This window comes from Desulfovibrio intestinivivus (assembly GCF_053570665.1).
The window spans coordinates 2,451,613-2,468,891 of record NZ_JBRBQT010000001.1; the positions used below are offsets into that span (position 1 = coordinate 2,451,613).

Here is a 17,279-nt window from a genome sequence, read left to right on the forward strand (position 1 = left end):
CATGACAGAAAATTCTTTAAAAATAGCAATAGTTGGCATGGCTGGGCGCTTCCCTGGTGCGGAAAACCTGGATGCTTTCTGGGAAAATCTGCAAGCCGGAATTTCCGGTGGAAAGATGCTTGCCGATGCTGACGATGGTTTGGTTCACTACGGCTTTGCGCTCGAAAACAAAGACATGTTTGATGGCGATTTTTTTGACGTTCCCGCGCGCGAAGCAAGAATGCTGGACCCGCAGCACCGAATTTTTCTTGAATGCGCGTATGCGGCTCTGGAGCATGCGGGCATGGCCCCCAGAGCCAACCGTCAGCTTGTTGGAGTTTTTGGAAGCTGCAATTTCAACGGCTACGCACTGCGCTTTGCAGACAGGATTCTGGACGCCAAGCCTCTTGATCTGGTGGATATGCTTGCAGCCAGCGACAAGGATTATCTGGCTGCGCGTGTTGCGTACAAGCTGAACCTGAAAGGCCCGGCAATGACGGTGCAAAGCGCCTGCTCATCGTCCCTTGCGGCTGCGGCAATGGCTTGTCAGGCTCTTCTCGCCGGGCAGTGCGATGTGGCTTTGGCGGGCGGTGCGGCGCTGAAGGCCGGGGTGAGCCCCGGCTACAGCTATGAGCCGGAGGGGCCGCTTTCATGCGATGGGCATGTCCGCGCCTACAGCGATGATGCCAGTGGAGTGAACGAAGGGGAAGGGGTTGGCGTTGTCGTGCTCAAACGTCTGGATGACGCGTTGCGCGACAGGGATATCATTTATGCCGTCATTTCCGGCTATGCCATTGGCAACGATGGCTCGGACAAAACGGGATTTTACGCGCCGTCCGTGTCTGGTCAGGCGGCGGTCATTGCCGATGCTCTGGCTATGTCTGGTGTTGACCCTCTGGAAATTGGCCTTGTGGAGGGACACGGTACAGGGACGCCCATTGGCGACCCCATGGAAGTTGCGGCGCTTACTCAGGCCTGGGCAATTCCCCAAAGCGCTCCCCGCCAGTATTGCCGTCTGGGGTCAGTAAAAACTGGCATAGGGCACCTGAACGCCGCCGCAGGCGTTGCCAGCCTGATCAAGACAGCGCTGGCGCTGCATCACAAGGTTATTCCCGCCTCGCTGGATTTTCACGCGCCCAATCCGAGGCTGGCGCTGAAGTCTACCCCTTTTAGAATTGCCGGCAAAACAGAATCCTGGACTGTTGCGGCAGGCAAAACCCGCGTTGCAGCGGTAAATTCACTGGGTATCGGCGGCAACAATGTGCATCTGATCTTGGAGGAAGGCCCGGAGCCCACAGCTACGGATGCCCCTGGCGCAACCTTGATTACCCTTTCCGCCAAAACTACTGCCGCTCTTGAAAAAAAGGTGGTGGAGCTGAGCTCATGGGGGCAGGCGCATCCTGTCCCGCTGGCTGACCTCGCGCATACGCTGCTTTTGGGGCGCGATATGCAGGCCTGCCGCCTGAGCCTTGTTTGTCAGGATTCGGAGTCACTTTTGCGCACGCTGCAATCTTCGGCTTTGTTGCGCCGGACAAACAGGCTGGAAGATCCAGACAAGGCCCGGCCCGTGGCTTTTCTGTTCCCCGGTTTCGGATCGCAGTATTCGGGCATGGCAAGGGAGCTTTGCGCACTACATCCAGAATTTGGAAATGTTTTCAATAGAATATGCGCGTTGTTTCAGCATGAGACCGGGATTGACGTGGCTGCGGCGCTTGATCGTCAGGAAGTGTCCACAGATACGCGTCTGGGTACGTTTGCCCTGTTTGCCGTGGAATACGCGCTGGCGATTCTGTTGCAAGACTTTGGAATACAGCCCTCCTTTGTGATGGGGCATTCGGCAGGGGAGTACGTAGCCGCAACCGTGGCGGGGGTCTTTTCCGAGAACGCCGCCGTTCGCCTTATTGCAGAACGATCGCGGCTTATTGACGAGTCCCCGTCAGGGGCAATGCTTTTTGTGCCGATGGCGTCAGAAAAGCTGCAACTCCTTTTGCCAGAAGGGGTAAGCATTGCAACTGTGATCACACCCAACGGATGCGTTGCCTCCGGCACTGCGCATGGAATCAATGCACTTGAGGCTGCGCTGAATGCGGCAGACCTGCCGTTCTCAAAACTGGCAGCAGAAAAGGCGGGCCACTCCAGCCTGCTGCATTTCGCCATGCCGCTGCTGCGCAAGGCTTTTGAGGGCGTCGAGCTGCACAGACCGCAACTGCCCATACTTTCAAATGTCACTGGAAGCTGGCTCACAGAAGCTGAAGCCACGGATGCCGAATACTGGGTTCGCCAGTTGTGCGCCCCTGTGCAGCTATCTGACCAGATATCCACATTGTGCCATGAGGGCGAGGCAGTATTGCTTGAAGTTGGCCCTTCGCGAAAGCTGAGCGCCATGCTGCGCCGCCATCCGGCCTTCAAAAAACACTCGCCGATTATTCCCGTGATGCCTTCAGAACAGGGCAAGACCGGGGAGCATATGGCCCTTCTGGAAGCCATAGGGCAACTCTGGCAACAGGGAGGCCGCGCTGACTGGGCAAAAATAGATGCCCTGAGCGGCGGCGGGCACGCTGTGCCTTTGCCGACCTATCCCTTTGAGCGCCAGCGTTACTGGCTTGAACGGCATATGGCGGGCGGCAAGACGCCAACGGATCAGGGAATGGAAATTTCTGTTCTCTGCTGGCGACAGATACCTGTGACAATGCCCGTAATGCCTCAGGGCGTTATAGGATTTTTGGGCAAAGATGGGGCTGATGTTGCCGAGGCGTTGCGCCAGCGTGGCTGGAATACCCTGCTGTTCAAAACTCTTGCGGATTTGCAGGGCAGTCGTGCCCTGCCGGATACATTGGTGGACTGCCGTTTTGCCGGACAAGGCGGTAATTCACTGGCATCTGCGGCGCGTACGTGCGGGGAGGCGGCGGAGTTGTGCGCATGGCTGGCCGAGTGCGCCAACGGGCAGGCCATGAGTGTTTACTGGCTCACCTCCGGAGCGGCGGCCTTTGGCACGGCCCTGCCGATCATTGACAGAAGCGCCTTGCTGGCTCCTGCCCGTGTGCTGCCGTTTGAGTCCAGAAATACCCTGGCTTGCGTGCTGGATGTGGAAGAAGGACTTTCCGCCCCGGTACTGGCCGACCTGCTGGAAAAGGCTGTGAGCAACCGCATGGCGGCAACAGCGCTGACGTCTCTTGTGGCTGTGCGCGCCGGAATTTTCTGGCAGGAGCAACCTGAATGCGTGCAGCAGTCTGAAAATATAAAAGAGCACATTCATCTGCGTGAAGGGGCGGTCTACCTTGTTTTTGGCGGCAGTGGCGGCATTGGCCGAACATTCATGCTCGATCTGGCCAGGCAGGCAGCCGAGCAGCAGCGCCGCATAACACTTGTCCCCCTACAGAAAACGCGCCGATCCGCAGAATTCTGGGAGAACTGCGCCAGTGAGTGGGCGATTGTCAGGCCGCGCTATGTCGACCTCAACAAGCAGGATGAACTCATGCAGGTATTGGATGAGGTGCTTGCTGAACATAAAGATGTGGCTGGAATTGTGCACGCCAGCGGCGTCACTGGCGGTGGATTGATGCAGGCGCAAAGTTTGTCCGTTGAAAAGACGGAAAACTGGAGCGCCAAGGTTATCCCATTGCTTGGCATTGAAAAGGTGATGCAGTTTTGTAACGTTGATTTTGTTATTTTTAATACATCCATAGGCGCATTGTGCGGTTCTGTTGGACAACTGGATAACACTGTAGCCAACATAGTGCTGGATACCTGGGCCATGCGGCAGCAGCGCGCGGGAACACGCGTCATGGGTATACGCTGGGACGTATGGCGTCAGGTAGGCATGATCAACAAGATGGCTTCGTTGCATGCGCGGCTTTCCGGAGAGGAGCTGAAGGGGGGCATAGCTCCTGATGCTGCCCTTGCGGCGGTTAAGGCTTGCTTCGGAATGATGGTGGAGCTTCCTGTTGTCAGCGGTCGCAGCCTTGCCGCCATGCTTGAAGAGGCGCGCACCAAGCGCGGGCTTGCAACGGATGCTCTTGAGTCGGCCGACCTCAAGGCCGAAGGAAGCGTTGGGCAGCGCCCCCCGCTGATGGTCGAATGGCGCGGAGCACGTCATGCGCTGGACCGGGCTCTTGTTGATCTTTTTGAGTCGCGCCTTGGCTTAAGCGGCATAGGTATTGATGATGACTATGTGGAGCTTGGGGGCGACAGCCTCATGGCAATGCCCCTGGCAAAAGAAATCCGTGATCTCTTTGATCTCTCCGCATTCAGCGTAGCGCAGATATTCCGTCAACGGACTGTGGCGAACATTGCAGACTACCTGACCGAATCGCAGGAGGAAAAGGAAAGGCTGTTTGCCCTCGCAGAACTGCTTGAATCTGTAAAGCACATGCGCCCAGAGGACGTTTCTGCGTCACTGGAGGCCTTGTCATGAGTCTCAGCGCCGAACAGTTGCAGCTTTTTTCCCGGCTGGCAGGGCAAAAGGGGCTTGCCCGCGCAGAACACCGAACCAGCCGTCAACAGAGTCCTTGCCCGGTGCAGGAGGGCGAGCCCCAAGAATTTCCCATGACGGACGTGCAGCGCGCCTACTGGATTGGACGCACGGCTGGCGTCAACCTGAGCGGCGTGGGGAGCCACGGATATCAGGAGTTTGATTGCGGCGCCCTGGATGTTGAACGACTGCAGAAAGCCTGGGACAGGGTTATTGCCTGTCACGACATGCTGCGCGCCACGGTAACGCGTGAGGGCATGTTTCACATCGTGCCGGAGGTGCCGCCTCTGCGCTGGGAAATTGAGGATTTGCGTCAGCTTGATGCCGCAGAAAAGGAACAGCGCCTTGCAGCGCGGCGAAACAAGCTTTCGCACCGCGTCCCCGACCTTTCCGTATGGCCGATAATAACACTTGGAGCAAGCATTATCGCCGATGACTTTGTGCGCGTGCACCTGAGTTGCGATGCTGTCATGGCGGACGTGTACAGCATTGGCAACTGTCTGCGGGAGCTAAGTTTTTTCTATACGCATCCCCAGGGCGACATGCCCGTTCCGGGCATGACTTTCGGTCAGTATGTGGAAGAGCAGAAACGTAAGGAAGAGACCAGTTTTTATCATGAGTGCCGCAAATACTGGCAGGACAGGCTGGCGGACTTTCCCGCTGCGCCGCAATTGCCAACGCAGGAAGCACAGCCGCAGGTGCAGCGGTTCAAACGCTTGAAGGCCGGTCTGGAACCGGAACAATGGGCAGCGTTCAAGGCCATGTGCAACCGGCACGCCCTTACCCCTTCCGTGGTATTATACACAGTCTTTGCTGCCGTGATGGGCCAGTGGGCCGCCCGGCCGGATTTTTGCCTTAACATAACGGTTTTCAACAGGGAATCTGAAAATCCGGCCATTCAACATGTGGTGGGCGATTTTACCACAACCATGCTTTCAGCGGCCAGAAAGATGCGTCCGCAGGAAAGCTTTGTTGATTACGCCAGAGAACTGGACGCCCGGTTCTGGCAGGATGTGGAACACAGCGCGTACTCTGGCATAAAGGTTCTTCAGGATATTTCCGAGCGGCAAAGGCGTCCGGTTCTTATGCCCATTGTTTTTACAAGTGCGCTGGGCGCCGGGGATGTGGGAGAAATTCTGGACACCAACAACGGCGTGTTCGGAAAACCCGCCTACACAATAACACAGACTCCCCAGATATGGCTTGACCATCAGGTTCTTGAGGAAGACGGAAGGCTGGTTTTCAACTGGGATGTGGTGGAAGGGATTTTTGACGAAGTTCTTCAGAATGCCATTTTCCGCTGCTATGGCAGCATTGTTGAAGCTCTTTGCAAGCCTGACGCAGACTGGCAGCAGCCAATCATGCCCGAATTGCCTGAAGAGCAGATGGCGCGACGCCACGATGCAGACCCTTGTTTTGAAGACGATGGGCATTTGTTGCACCAGGGATTTCTGGAGCATGTGCTGGCGCTCCCCAACAAAAAGGCCGTTATTGCGCCCGATCGCACGCTGACGTTTGGCGAGCTGTTTCAGGCGGCTTACGCCGTGGCGCGGCAGTTGACGGGCGCTTTGCCGCAAAATACGCAGAATGTCCTTGTGGCTGTGGGGCTTCCCAAAGGCTGGGAACAGATTGCGGCTGTCATGGGTATTCTGCTTACGGGCGCAGCCTATGTGCCGATTGACCCCGCGTGGCCCCGTGCGCGGCGCTCGGCCATTTTGCAACAGGGATTCATGGCTGTGGTTGCGGAGCAAGGCGCAGCCGCCCATGACTGGGATGATCTGCCGCTGGCGGTCGTCAGGCAGGAGGACACTTCGGTAGATGCGGCGGCAGACGCGGCGGCTGATGCGCTTGTTACTGCCCGGCAAACCTCGCCGGACAGGTTGGCCTACGTCATCTTTACCTCTGGAACAACAGGTACGCCCAAGGGCGTCATGATGACGCACCGTGCGGTGCAAAATACCATTCGCGATATCAATTCAAGATTCGGGGTTTCGTCAAACGACAGTGTATTCGCCATCTCCGCCCTGTCATTTGATCTTTCGGTCTATGATATTTTTGGTCTGCTTTCGGCTGGTGGGCATATTGTACTGCCTGATGAACGTGAAATACGTGACCCTTCCGCCTGGGTGCGCCGTCTTGCCCGCCATCCGGCAACCCTGTGGAATTCTGTGCCGATGCTGTGGCAGATGTTTGTGGAACACGGTGCGGCTGTGGAGCATATGCCCCGGCTGGCGTTGCTTTCCGGCGACTGGATTCCGCCGCGCTTGCCGGGCGATTCTGCGCACTTTTCTCCTGCAACCAGATTGATAAGTCTGGGAGGCGCCACGGAGGCCGCCATCTGGTCCATTGCTTACGAAATGTCGCCCAATGATCCCCCGGCAGGGTGGAAGTCCATTCCCTATGGCCGCGCGCTTGCGAATCAGAAAATGCTCGTTCTGCATGAGGACATGACCCCTTGCCCGGATGATGTGCCCGGTGAACTGTATATCGGCGGAAGGGGCCTTGCCATGGGCTACCTGGGGGACAAGGCGCTCACTGACCAGCGTTTCATTACGCACCCGCGTAGTGGAGAGAGGCTTTATCGCACTGGCGACATGGCTCGGTGGCGCGGTAACGGGCAGATAGAATTTATGGGGCGCAACGACACTCAGGTGAAGGTAAATGGCTTTCGCATTGAACTTGGGGATATTGAGGCTGCCCTTGCCTCCCTGCCGGGCGTGCAGGCTGCCGTTGCTGCCATAATGCCGCTGGCTGGCGCAGGCAAAGGGCTGGTGGGATATGTGGTGCCGCAGCAGTCACAGCGCTCGCCCTCCCCAAACGATTTGCACACGGCCCTCCGGGCCAGACTGCCCCTGTATATGGTGCCTCAACATTACGTGGTGCTTGAGCAGTTGCCGCTTTCCGATAATGGGAAGGTGGACAGAAAGCGCCTGCCTGCTCCCCAGCTTGAAGAAATCGCCACACAGGAAAAAGGCACGGAGCTTGAGGAGCGCATTCGTGAAATTGTTGGGCTGCATCTGGGTATTTCGTCATTTGGCCTCCATGACAGATTTTTTGACCTTGGAGCCACCTCGCTTCTGATGGTTAAGATCCATCGCAGTCTTAACCAGATACTCCCGCAGCAGATTGCATTGATCCAGCTTTTTGAAGCACCCAGCGTGCATGCGTTGGCCAGTCTTATCACAATGGGAAGTACAGACGCCCCCGGCAAAGGACGCAGCCATGCGGAAAAACGGCTGGCTGCCAGAAATTCACGCCGGGGCAAGGCTGTGCAGCCGTAAAACGTATTTTTCATAATTGCCGGGCTGGCGCATGCACAGACATATGCCGGATGCGCATTACCGCGCTTTTTCGCCAAAGAAATTGGAGAAGACGGATGACCAAGTGGAATGAAGACAGGCCTGATGCCGTTGCAGTTATCGGAGCAGCGGCGCGTTTTCCGGGGGCTGTATCGCTCGATGCTTTTTGGGATGCCGTGCGGACTGGTCGTAATTGTACCACAGATACCGCAATTGAGGATTTGAGGGCCGGAGGCGTTCCTGATGCCGACCTCGGTGTGGATGGCTACATTACAGCCATGGGCCGTCTTGATGATGTAATGGCCTTTGATGCCGGTTTTTTTGGTATAAGCGCTCATGAGGCGGAGTTGATGGACCCGCAGCAGCGCAAGTTTCTCGAATGCGCATACGAGGCTCTGGAAAGTGCTGGTTATGCGCCGGGCGTCAACGAAAACCGCGTGGGGGTCTACGCATCTGCCAGCCACAGCAGTTATCTGCCTTCGGCTATCCTTGGCGCGGGAACCGCCCGCGTGACGGAAGCACTGCAAATGGCCATTGGCAATGACAGGGATTACCTTGCCACGCGTATTTCCAATCTTCTTGATCTCACAGGCCCCAGCCTTACGGTGCAGACGGCCTGCTCCTCGTCGCTTACCGCCATACACCTGGCCTGCCAGAGCCTGCTTGCGGGCGAATGCGATATGGCGCTGGCTGGCGGGGTGTCCATAACCTTGCCTCAGGTGGACGGATACCGACACAGGGAAGGGCTTATTCTTTCGCGCAGCGGCGTATGCCGTCCTTTTGACGCGCAGGCAGATGGAACCGTCAACGGCAACGGCGTAGGGATCATCCTGCTTAAGCCGCTTGATGCGGCGCTCAGGGATGGGGATGCCATCCATGCCATTGTGCGCGGAACCGCCGTCAACAATGACGGGGCCAGCAAGGTGGGCTATACGGCTCCGTCTGTTCATGGCGAGGCTGCGGCTGTAGCCGAGGCTCTTGGAGTAAGTTGCGTTTTGCCAGAGGAAATAGAATTCATTTCCACTCACGGCACCGCAACTGCAATAGGAGACCCCATTGAGATAGAGGCCCTTACGCGCGCCCTTGAAACCTCCAAAAGGGAATACTGCACACTTGGCGCTATAAAGGCCAATATTGGGCATCTTGACGCAGCGGCAGGCATAGCTGGTTTCATGGTGGCCATGCTGGCTCTTGAAAAGGCGGAGTTGCCGCCGATTGCCAATTTTAGCACGCCCAATCCTGCCTTGCGGTTGAACGAAACCCCCTTTGTTATCAGAAAAACCGCAACCCGCTGGACGAATGCTACACGCTACGCCATGGCCAATGCTTTTGGTTTTGGCGGGACCAACGTTTCCATCGTGCTTGAATCTGCGCCAGAAGTGGCTGAACCCAATAAATATGAAGATGATGGGCCGTTTATACTGCCGCTTTCAGCCCACACCCAAAGCGCGCTGGATGCGCTGGTGGATATATGGCGGCAGTGCGCCGCGCAGTGCCCCCATCTGTTGCACGCCTGCTGGACAGCAGCCTGCCGCCGCAGCCACCGGGCCTACCGTATGGCTTTTGTGGGTAAATCCCGCGCGGAGCTTGTGGCCGCACTTGCAGCGTATCCGCAAAAAAATGTCCTTGGGCAGAATGCGCAGGAAAACACCGCTATCGAGGCTGTAATACCTGCCGCAACGCTGCTTCAAAGTCTTTGCCACAAGTTTGGCAATGCGCGTGAGGCCATTGGACAGTATGCTGCCGAGGCCGCAATGGATCTGGAAACTGCTCTTGGGCAGCAGAAATTTTGCGCTGATGCGCTGGATAAATTTTGTCAGGCCATGGGAGTCGAACCATTGGCATTGCGACTCACAGGTGCACCCGATGCGGATGCAGCTCTGCTGCATTTTTTGCAGCATGTTGCCAGCGCCTATGCTTCTGGCAAGCAGATAGGCTGGGCTCACCTGCTAGACGGACGGCTTACGCGTATTCCACTCACGCCCTTTTCTCGGGCGACGTACTGCCATGCGCTTGCGCAGCGGCGGGAATATGTTCCGCATGACCCGGTAGAGGCCGCGCAGGTGGCAGCAGCGCGCATGGCTGCAACAGCGGGGCATGTTCTTGAACCACATATGTTGGTGGAACGTGAGGCTCTGCTGGAGAATCTGTGCGCGGGCGCTGTGGCACGGGCCTTTGCCAGGCTGGGATTCCCCAGCAGGGCAAAGGTTGCCCAAGCGCTTGAAGCCATGCGTATTCCCCTCCAGCTCTCGCAGCTTGTAGAAAGGCTGCTTCTGGCCCTGCACGAAAAAGGTCTGCTGCGTCGCGATGGGGATTTTTATCATGATCTTGCGCAAATATCGGAAGCGGCATTCAGCGAACTTGAGGCAGAAACGCAACCCGTCTGGGAAGCCTGGGGGGCAATGGAATCCGTAGTTCTTTCCACTGCGGAACGCTTGCCCGATCTGCTGACAGGGCAGCTTGACCTGCGGGAAACATTCATGCCCAGAGGCAACCTGAGCGGAGCGCGCAGGGTGTATTCCGAGCTGCCCAATTCCGTATATTTCAACGCTCTTGTGCGGGAGCATGTGCGCGAATGGCTTGAAAAAACGGCATCGGGAGAGGCTGTACGCATTTTTGAAATAGGCGGTGGAACAGCCGCCACAGCCGAACGTATCTTGCCTCTGTTGCCGCCAGACAGATCCACATACATGTTTACCGATGTGTCGCCCGTGTTTCTCAAACAGGCAAAGCAGCGGTTTTCAGAATATGGATTTCTTCGCACCGGTCTGTTCAACATGGAAGAGCAGCCGGAAATTCAGGGGTTTGAGACGGGCATCTATGATATCGTCATCGCTGCAAACGTACTGCACGCCGCCAAAGACTTGAGCGTTGCCGTAAGGCATGCGGCCTCACTGCTACGCCCTGGCGGCATGCTGCTTCTGTATGAGATAACCCGTGCCAATTTCCTTGGTGAGATAACCACGGGGCTTTTGCTGCCTGATATCACGGATTGCGCTGTCCGTGGCATCCAGCCCATGGCCTCCAATAAAACATGGGAGTCTGTGCTCGCTGCCAGCGGCTTTGGCGATATCCAGATTTTGCCGCGTGACGATCAGGCGGAGGCGGCCCTGCCGGACAGGGTGCTTTCGGCCCGGTATCTGAACAATAACGTCAAGGCAGAAGCGGTGCTTCCTGCCTGGTGCACCTATCAGACGGTTTGGGAACCAAGGGATATTACGGGCAATGGTGCTAAACTGGGCAGAATTCTATTGCTGGCAACCCATGAAGATGCCCCACAGTTTGCGGCAGAGGCAAAAAAACGCGGCCTGGCGCTTACGCTTGTTCCGGCAGAATGCACGGTGGCAGACCTGCGGGAGTGGACAGATAGGCAGGCCCTCTGCACCGTGCTTGACGCAAGAGCCCTGAGCGAAACAACGCACAGCACAAACTGCGCGGAGCAAGAGCGCCTTTGCGGTGGAATGCTCCATCTGCTTTCGCTGTTTACCGCCAGAGAACTGGGCGGAACAAAATGGCAATGGGCTACATTGACCAAGGGGGCCGCGCGCACTGTGCTGCATCCGGCCCAGGCCACCTATTGGGGAATGAACCGTGTTGTGTCCATGGGCCATCCGGAACTGGGGCTGCGCCAGTTTGACCTTGCCGATGCGTCAGCCGGAACCATAAGCACTCTTTTTGACCTGCTTGAAAGCGGAGAATCTGAAGAACTCAACGCCATCGATGGGGGGCAGTGGCTGGTGCCAAGGCTTGAGCGCCGGGCTATTGCGGATATTCCCCCATGCGGCAAAACGCCAGACACCACAGGCTGGCAGGTTATTGTGGGAGGTCTGGGCGGCATAGGAATGGCCTTGGCTAGGGAGCTGGTTTCCCAGGGTTTTCTGTGCATAGCACTGCTCAGCCGTCGCGCTCCCGGCCCGGAAGAACTGCAAGCCATTGCAGAGATAGAAAAAAGCGGCGCACAGGGTGCAAGTATAGTTTGTGTTCAGGCCGACGTAACGGACTACTCTGCACTTGCACTGGCAGCTGCCCATCTGGAATCACAGGCCGCAATACGCGCAGTATACCATTGCGCCGTGGTCAAGCGCGTCAGCGGTGCGGATGAACGCGATCCCTGGCCCGCCTTCTGGCAGATTATGGCTCCAAAGGTTCTTGGGGCATGGAATCTCCACCGCCTTTCCGAGGAGCGCAAGCTGACGCTGGACAGGATGGTGTTCTTTTCCTCCTCGGTCAGCATTGCTCCGCCGTACAGCTTGCCCCATTACGTTGCCGCCAATACCTATCTGGACGCACTTGCCCGCTGGCGGCGCAATCAGGGGTTGCCCGCGCTTTCCATCAGTTGGGGGGCGTGGAAGGACATCGGCACGGTTTCCGATCCTGCCCAGGCCGACCACCTGCGCAACGGCGGGCTATACGGTTTTTCTCCCGCTGAAGGCATGGCCCTGCTGAACGCTGTTCTTGGCAGAGATACGGCGCATCTGGGGGTGATGAAGGTCGACTGGTCACGTCTGCTCAGGCAGTACGGGGAGCGCGTTCCTGCCTATTTTTCCCGATTTTGCAGCAGGGGTGCGGCGCAATCGGTCATGCCCTCCGAGCATGGCATCAATACGGCCAATCCTGTTGCGGAGCGGTCACATATCCTTTCATCTCTGCGAAGCGCCAAGGGAGAAAACGAACGGCGCTCCATGCTGGAAGCGTGGCTTAAAGAGCGTTTTGCCTCACTGCTGAAGACAGGAGCGGAATCCATTGACCGCACTGCAAGCCTCTTTGATCTTGGTGTGGACTCCCTGATGTTCATAGAGATGACAGATGGGCTTGAGAAAGACCTGGATATCAAGATTTCGCCAAGCAGCCTGCTTCAGAATTTCACTGTTGAAAACATTGCGGCCAAGTTGCTGCCTGACCTGAAACTGGGGAGCAATACCACAAGCTCACTTGCAGAGTTGTTTATTCCAGAGCCGCACAAGCGGTACGAACCTTTCAGCCTGACGGACGTGCAGCGGGCCTACTGGATTGGCCGCCGTCAGGAAATGGCCTTGGGCAATACCGCCTGCCAGGGATACATAGAATTTGACTGCGAAAATCTTGATGTGGAGCGGCTGCAAAGCGCCTGGCAACGTCTGATAGCCCGGCACGACACCCTGAGAACCGTTATTGGCGAGGACGGCTTGCAGCGCGTACTTGAACATGCGCCGGATTTCAGCATTGCGGCGCATGACCTGACGGGCCTGACTGACGCTGAGCGGAATGATGCGCTGGCGAGCATACGCGGCAGGCTTTCGCACAAGGTGCACGATCCTATGCTGTGGCCTCTGTTTGATGTGGAGGTTTCGTTGCTTTCCGGCAACATGCGGCGTTTGCATGTGCTTATGGACAATGTGGTGATGGATGGAAGGAGCATCAGTATCCTTCTGGCAGAGTGGGCGGCTTTGTACCATAACCCGGATCACCCCTTGCCTCCGCAAGAAATTTCATTCCGTGACTATATTTCCGCGCTTGAACGTTACCGTAAAACAGAAGCCTACCAGCAGGCAGAAGCCTACTGGGATGCGGAGGCAAAACTGCTGCCTCCGGCCCCGGAACTGCCGCTGGCAAAACAGCCAGAATGCATAGAAAAACCCAGGTTTGCCCGTCACGACTACCGTATGGCTCCAGACTTGTGGCAAGCTCTCAAAGTTGCCGCAGGGCGGCATGGGGTAACATTTTCTTCTGTGCTGCTCACGGCCTATGCTGATGTTCTGGGCCTTTGGAGCCGGTCTTCCAGTTTGACGGTCAACGCCCCTGTCTTCACCCGTCTGCCGTTCCATCCCGCTGTAAACAATGTGCTTGGCGAGTTTACATCAAGTATACTGGTGCGTTGCGAAACAGGCCGGGGTATGGCCTTTGCCGACAAGGTCAAGGCTGTGCAGCAGCGTGTTTTTGACGGGCTGAAATATTGCCAGGTCAGCGGCGTTGAGGTCATGCGCCGTAAAATACGTGACGGAGCTTCCTCACGGTCTGTGCGGATGCCTGTTGTTTTTACCAGCACCTTTGGCCTCGCAAAAAAGGCGGATACAGGTTTTGCATCGTCCATTGAGGGATTTTCTTCTCTCGGGCGGGAAGTTTTTAATATCAGCCAAACACCACAGGTCTGGATAGATAATCATGTGCATGACCGTGATGGAACGCTGAGCATTTACTGGGATGTGGTGGAAGAACTGTTCCCGGCTGGAATGATAGACAGCATGTTTGCGGCCTATTGCGGTACGCTTGAACGACTGGCCAAAGACGATGCTGCCTGGATAGCCGATGTTCCCGCAGAGTTCGAGGTGAAGGTTGAGCAGCCTTTGCCGCTGAAGGAAAAAGCGCAATTGCTGCATGCCGGCTTTGTTCGCAATGCCGCTCAATATCCTGACCGCACGGCTGTTATTGATGCAGACAGGGTGATGACCTACGGCGAACTTTTCAGGGAAGCAGCCACGCTGGCGGGGAGGATTGCCGCCCTGGTTGCTCCAAAGAGTCACGAAATTCCTCTCGTGGCCGTGGCCTTGCCAAGAGGGCATCAGCAGGCAGTGGCGGTGCTGGCCGTGCTTTTTGCTGGCGCGGCCTATGTTCCCATTGACCCCGATTGGCCGTTGCCGCGCCGTAAGGCCGTGCTTGACGAAGCAAGGCCCGCTTGCGTCGTGTCCTTGATGGGCGAGGATGCTGCAAACTGGAATGCCCTGCCCATTTGCCCCGTTCTTGATCCCGTTGCGGAAAATTGCGGCCAACATATGGCGCTGGATGCGTTGTTGCGCACAGATCCCGGCTCGCTTGCATACGTTATATTTACATCGGGCACCACGGGAGTACCCAAGGGCGTCATGATGAGCCATGCCTCCGCCATGGTGACCATTGATGAAATCAACAGGCGGTTTTGCGTTACGGAGCATGATCGGGTGCTTGCTCTGTCGGCACTGACCTTTGACCTCTCCGTGTACGATTTCTTTGGTATATGGGCCGCTGGCGGGGGAGTTGTCATGCTCCGTGAATCCACCATCCGCCGTCCTGATGTATGGCGGGCGCTCATGGAACAGCACGGTGTCACTGTATGGAATTCCGTACCCATGTTCTGGCAGATGCTGCTTGAATCTGGCGAAATACCCCAAACACCACCGCGACTGGCCTTTTTGAGCGGCGACAGCATCCCTGTGAGCCTGCCTGCCGAAAGCGCAAAGCAGTTTCCGACAACGCATATGGTGAGCCTGGGAGGAGCCACAGAGGCTGGCATCTGGTCAATCTGCCACGAAATGGCTCCAGACGACCCGCAGCCGGGCTGGCAGAGCATCCCATACGGCAAGGCCCTTGCCGGGCAGAGTTTTCAGGTGCGGCATGAGGATATGCGTATATGCCCTGAACATGTGGCTGGAGAACTCTATATCGGCGGCGCAGCGTTGGCCCTTGGGTATCTGCATAATCCGGAGCTCACAGCCGCAAGGTTCGTCCATTCGCCGTCAGGCGGAGAACGGCTCTATAAAACAGGCGATATGGGCGTCAGGCATGCCGATGGAGCTATCGAGTTTCTTGGCCGTCTGGACACTCAGGTTAAAGTGGGTGGATTTCGGATAGAACTCGGCGATGTGGAGGCCGCTCTGGCCGCCCTGCCGGATGTGGCGCTCTGCGCGGCTGTGCTGGCAGGGGCAGGGCAACTGGCAGCTTTTGTGGTTCCAGCCAACACGCCCAGCGCACCAACTGCGGAGGCTCTGCAAAAGGCGCTTGGGGAAGCACTTCCCCGGTACATGGTGCCCGCGCTCATCAGGGTTGTTGATCGAATGCCTCTCACCCCCAATGGAAAAATAGACCGGCGCGCGCTTGCGGAACTCGCCGGGCAGGCGGTTGCCCGTGCGCAGGGCTCCGTTCCTTCTTCAACTTCCTCGTATTCTTCTTCCGAGGCAATGCTCTGCGATGTCTGGCGAGAGGTGCTGGGCGTGCCAGTTGCCCCTGCGGACAATGTTTTTGCCCTGGGCGCGGATTCTCTTGGCGCGGTAAGAGCGGAGGCGCTCGTCAAAAAACGGTACGGTCTGAAACTTCCTTTGCAGACAGTGTTTGATCACCCCGTGGTGAGCGAAATGGCCAATTGTCTGGACGAGCGTTTGTTGCCGGATGTGGGCACTCTGCGCTCGTCAGCATCTTCAGAAGTGCTGTTCTGCCTCGGCGATGCGGTGACGGACGGAAGCAGTTTCCATGATTTTGCACGCTACTGGCCTCTGGGAAGCGTGAAAACAGTATCCGTGATGCCCATGAAAAGTGACACCCTTGAAACAGCTGTTGCGCGGTTGTGCCGCCATATCTCACTTGCACAACCGCAAGGCCCGCTCCGGGTGGCGGGGTATTGCGCAGGAGGCCTGCTTGCCTGGCTGGTGGCGGAACACCTGCAGGAAATGGGGCGCGTGGTGGACAGGCTTGTTCTGATTGACTGCATGCCCCTTCCGCCCGGCATACACAACAATGCTTCGATGTTGGAAGGAATTGTGCTGGGTATGGCCGGACATTCTTCGCCTGAGTTGCTGGAAAACCTTGGCGGCCTGTGCGCACTGCTTGAGGGCGCGGAGTATAAAAAAACCGCCGTGCCCAGCGCCTTTGTGGAAAGTCAGGAAATAGTTGGGCAGGGGCAGGGTTTTGAGTTCTGGCGTAACAGGGCAGGCCTGCTCCACAAAATTCCCTCACCCGGAACACACGCCGACTGCCTGAAGCGCAAACAGCTTCTGGTGTGGCTTGGAGAATTTGTCGACTGGTTTGAAACAGCGGGGGAGGCGCAGCATGTCTGAGTTGAGTCCCTGGCTTATCTTTGATCGTTTGCCGGAGCCGGATGACCTGATTCTTTTCTGCTTGCACTTTGCAGGAGGGCAGGCGGCTGTTTTTCGGCAGTGGCAGGAAAATGCGCCGCAGGGCACGGCCATTTGCCGGGTGCAGCTGCCCGGGCACGGCACGCGCATGAATGAGCCGCTCCTGTCGGACATGGAATCGGTACTGGATGGACTGCTGCATGCGTCCAGCCCCTGGCTGGGTCAGCGATTTGCGTTTTTCGGGCATTCCATGGGCGGCACCATTGCCGCTGAATGGGCCATTCGGCTTCAGGAGGAAAACATGCCTTTGCCGCAGTGCCTTTTTATCAGCGCCTCGGAACCTGCGCACAAGCACTGGTGGCCTCCGTGCAGCGATTTGCCAACAGATGCGTTCAGATCGTTCATTTTCAGCAATGGGGGCATCCCGCGCGAAGTCATGGAGCATGAGGAACTTATGGAAATATTCGAGCCCATTCTTCGTGCGGACTACGCCCTGCTTGAAAACTGGGCTCCAAAACCCGTGCGTTCCATCCATGTTCCCATTGTGGCCTTTGCGGGAATGGATGACACCGTGGTTCCACAACCGGTGGTGCGCGAGTGGAAGCGTTTTGCGGCTTCTGCATGGGAACTGCGGCATATACCGGGCGGACATTTTTTTATTCAGACACATGCGGAGCTGGTGATGTCCAGCACTTTCGACTGCCTGAAAAAATTGAATTAAGGAGCGCT

At 57.0% G+C, this 17,279-nt stretch carries 4 protein-coding genes; all 4 read left to right on the forward strand.

What is annotated here, in order from left to right:
- Position 1: 1 nt before the first annotated feature.
- Complete coding sequence (locus ACUZ9P_RS10605) at positions 2 to 4,393, forward strand: beta-ketoacyl synthase N-terminal-like domain-containing protein (protein ID WP_449249682.1); 4,392 nt, start codon at positions 2 to 4, stop codon at positions 4,391 to 4,393.
- Positions 4,390 to 7,731 (forward strand): non-ribosomal peptide synthetase, encoded by a 3,342-nt coding sequence (locus ACUZ9P_RS10610; protein ID WP_449249683.1) that lies wholly within the window; start codon positions 4,390 to 4,392, stop codon positions 7,729 to 7,731. The genes ACUZ9P_RS10605 and ACUZ9P_RS10610 overlap by 4 nt, the downstream gene beginning before the upstream one ends.
- A 95-nt stretch (positions 7,732 to 7,826) precedes the next feature.
- Positions 7,827 to 16,532 (forward strand): amino acid adenylation domain-containing protein, encoded by an 8,706-nt coding sequence (locus ACUZ9P_RS10615; protein ID WP_449249684.1) that lies wholly within the window; start codon positions 7,827 to 7,829, stop codon positions 16,530 to 16,532.
- A complete protein-coding gene (locus ACUZ9P_RS10620) occupies positions 16,525 to 17,271 on the forward strand; it encodes a thioesterase II family protein (RefSeq protein WP_449249685.1) in 747 nt (248 codons plus the stop codon). Before ACUZ9P_RS10615 ends, ACUZ9P_RS10620 begins: the two co-directional genes overlap by 8 nt.
- Positions 17,272 to 17,279 lie beyond the last annotated feature (8 nt).

Excerpts from the sequence above, each read along its gene's own strand:
- ACUZ9P_RS10605 (WP_449249682.1), top strand. The coding sequence starts at position 2 with ATGACAGAAAATTCTTTAAAAATAGCAATAGTTGGCATGGCTGGGCGC.
- ACUZ9P_RS10610 (WP_449249683.1), top strand. The coding sequence starts at position 4,390 with ATGAGTCTCAGCGCCGAACAGTTGCAGCTTTTTTCCCGGCTGGCAGGG.
- ACUZ9P_RS10615 (WP_449249684.1), top strand. The coding sequence starts at position 7,827 with ATGACCAAGTGGAATGAAGACAGGCCTGATGCCGTTGCAGTTATCGGA.
- ACUZ9P_RS10620 (WP_449249685.1), top strand. The coding sequence starts at position 16,525 with ATGTCTGAGTTGAGTCCCTGGCTTATCTTTGATCGTTTGCCGGAGCCG.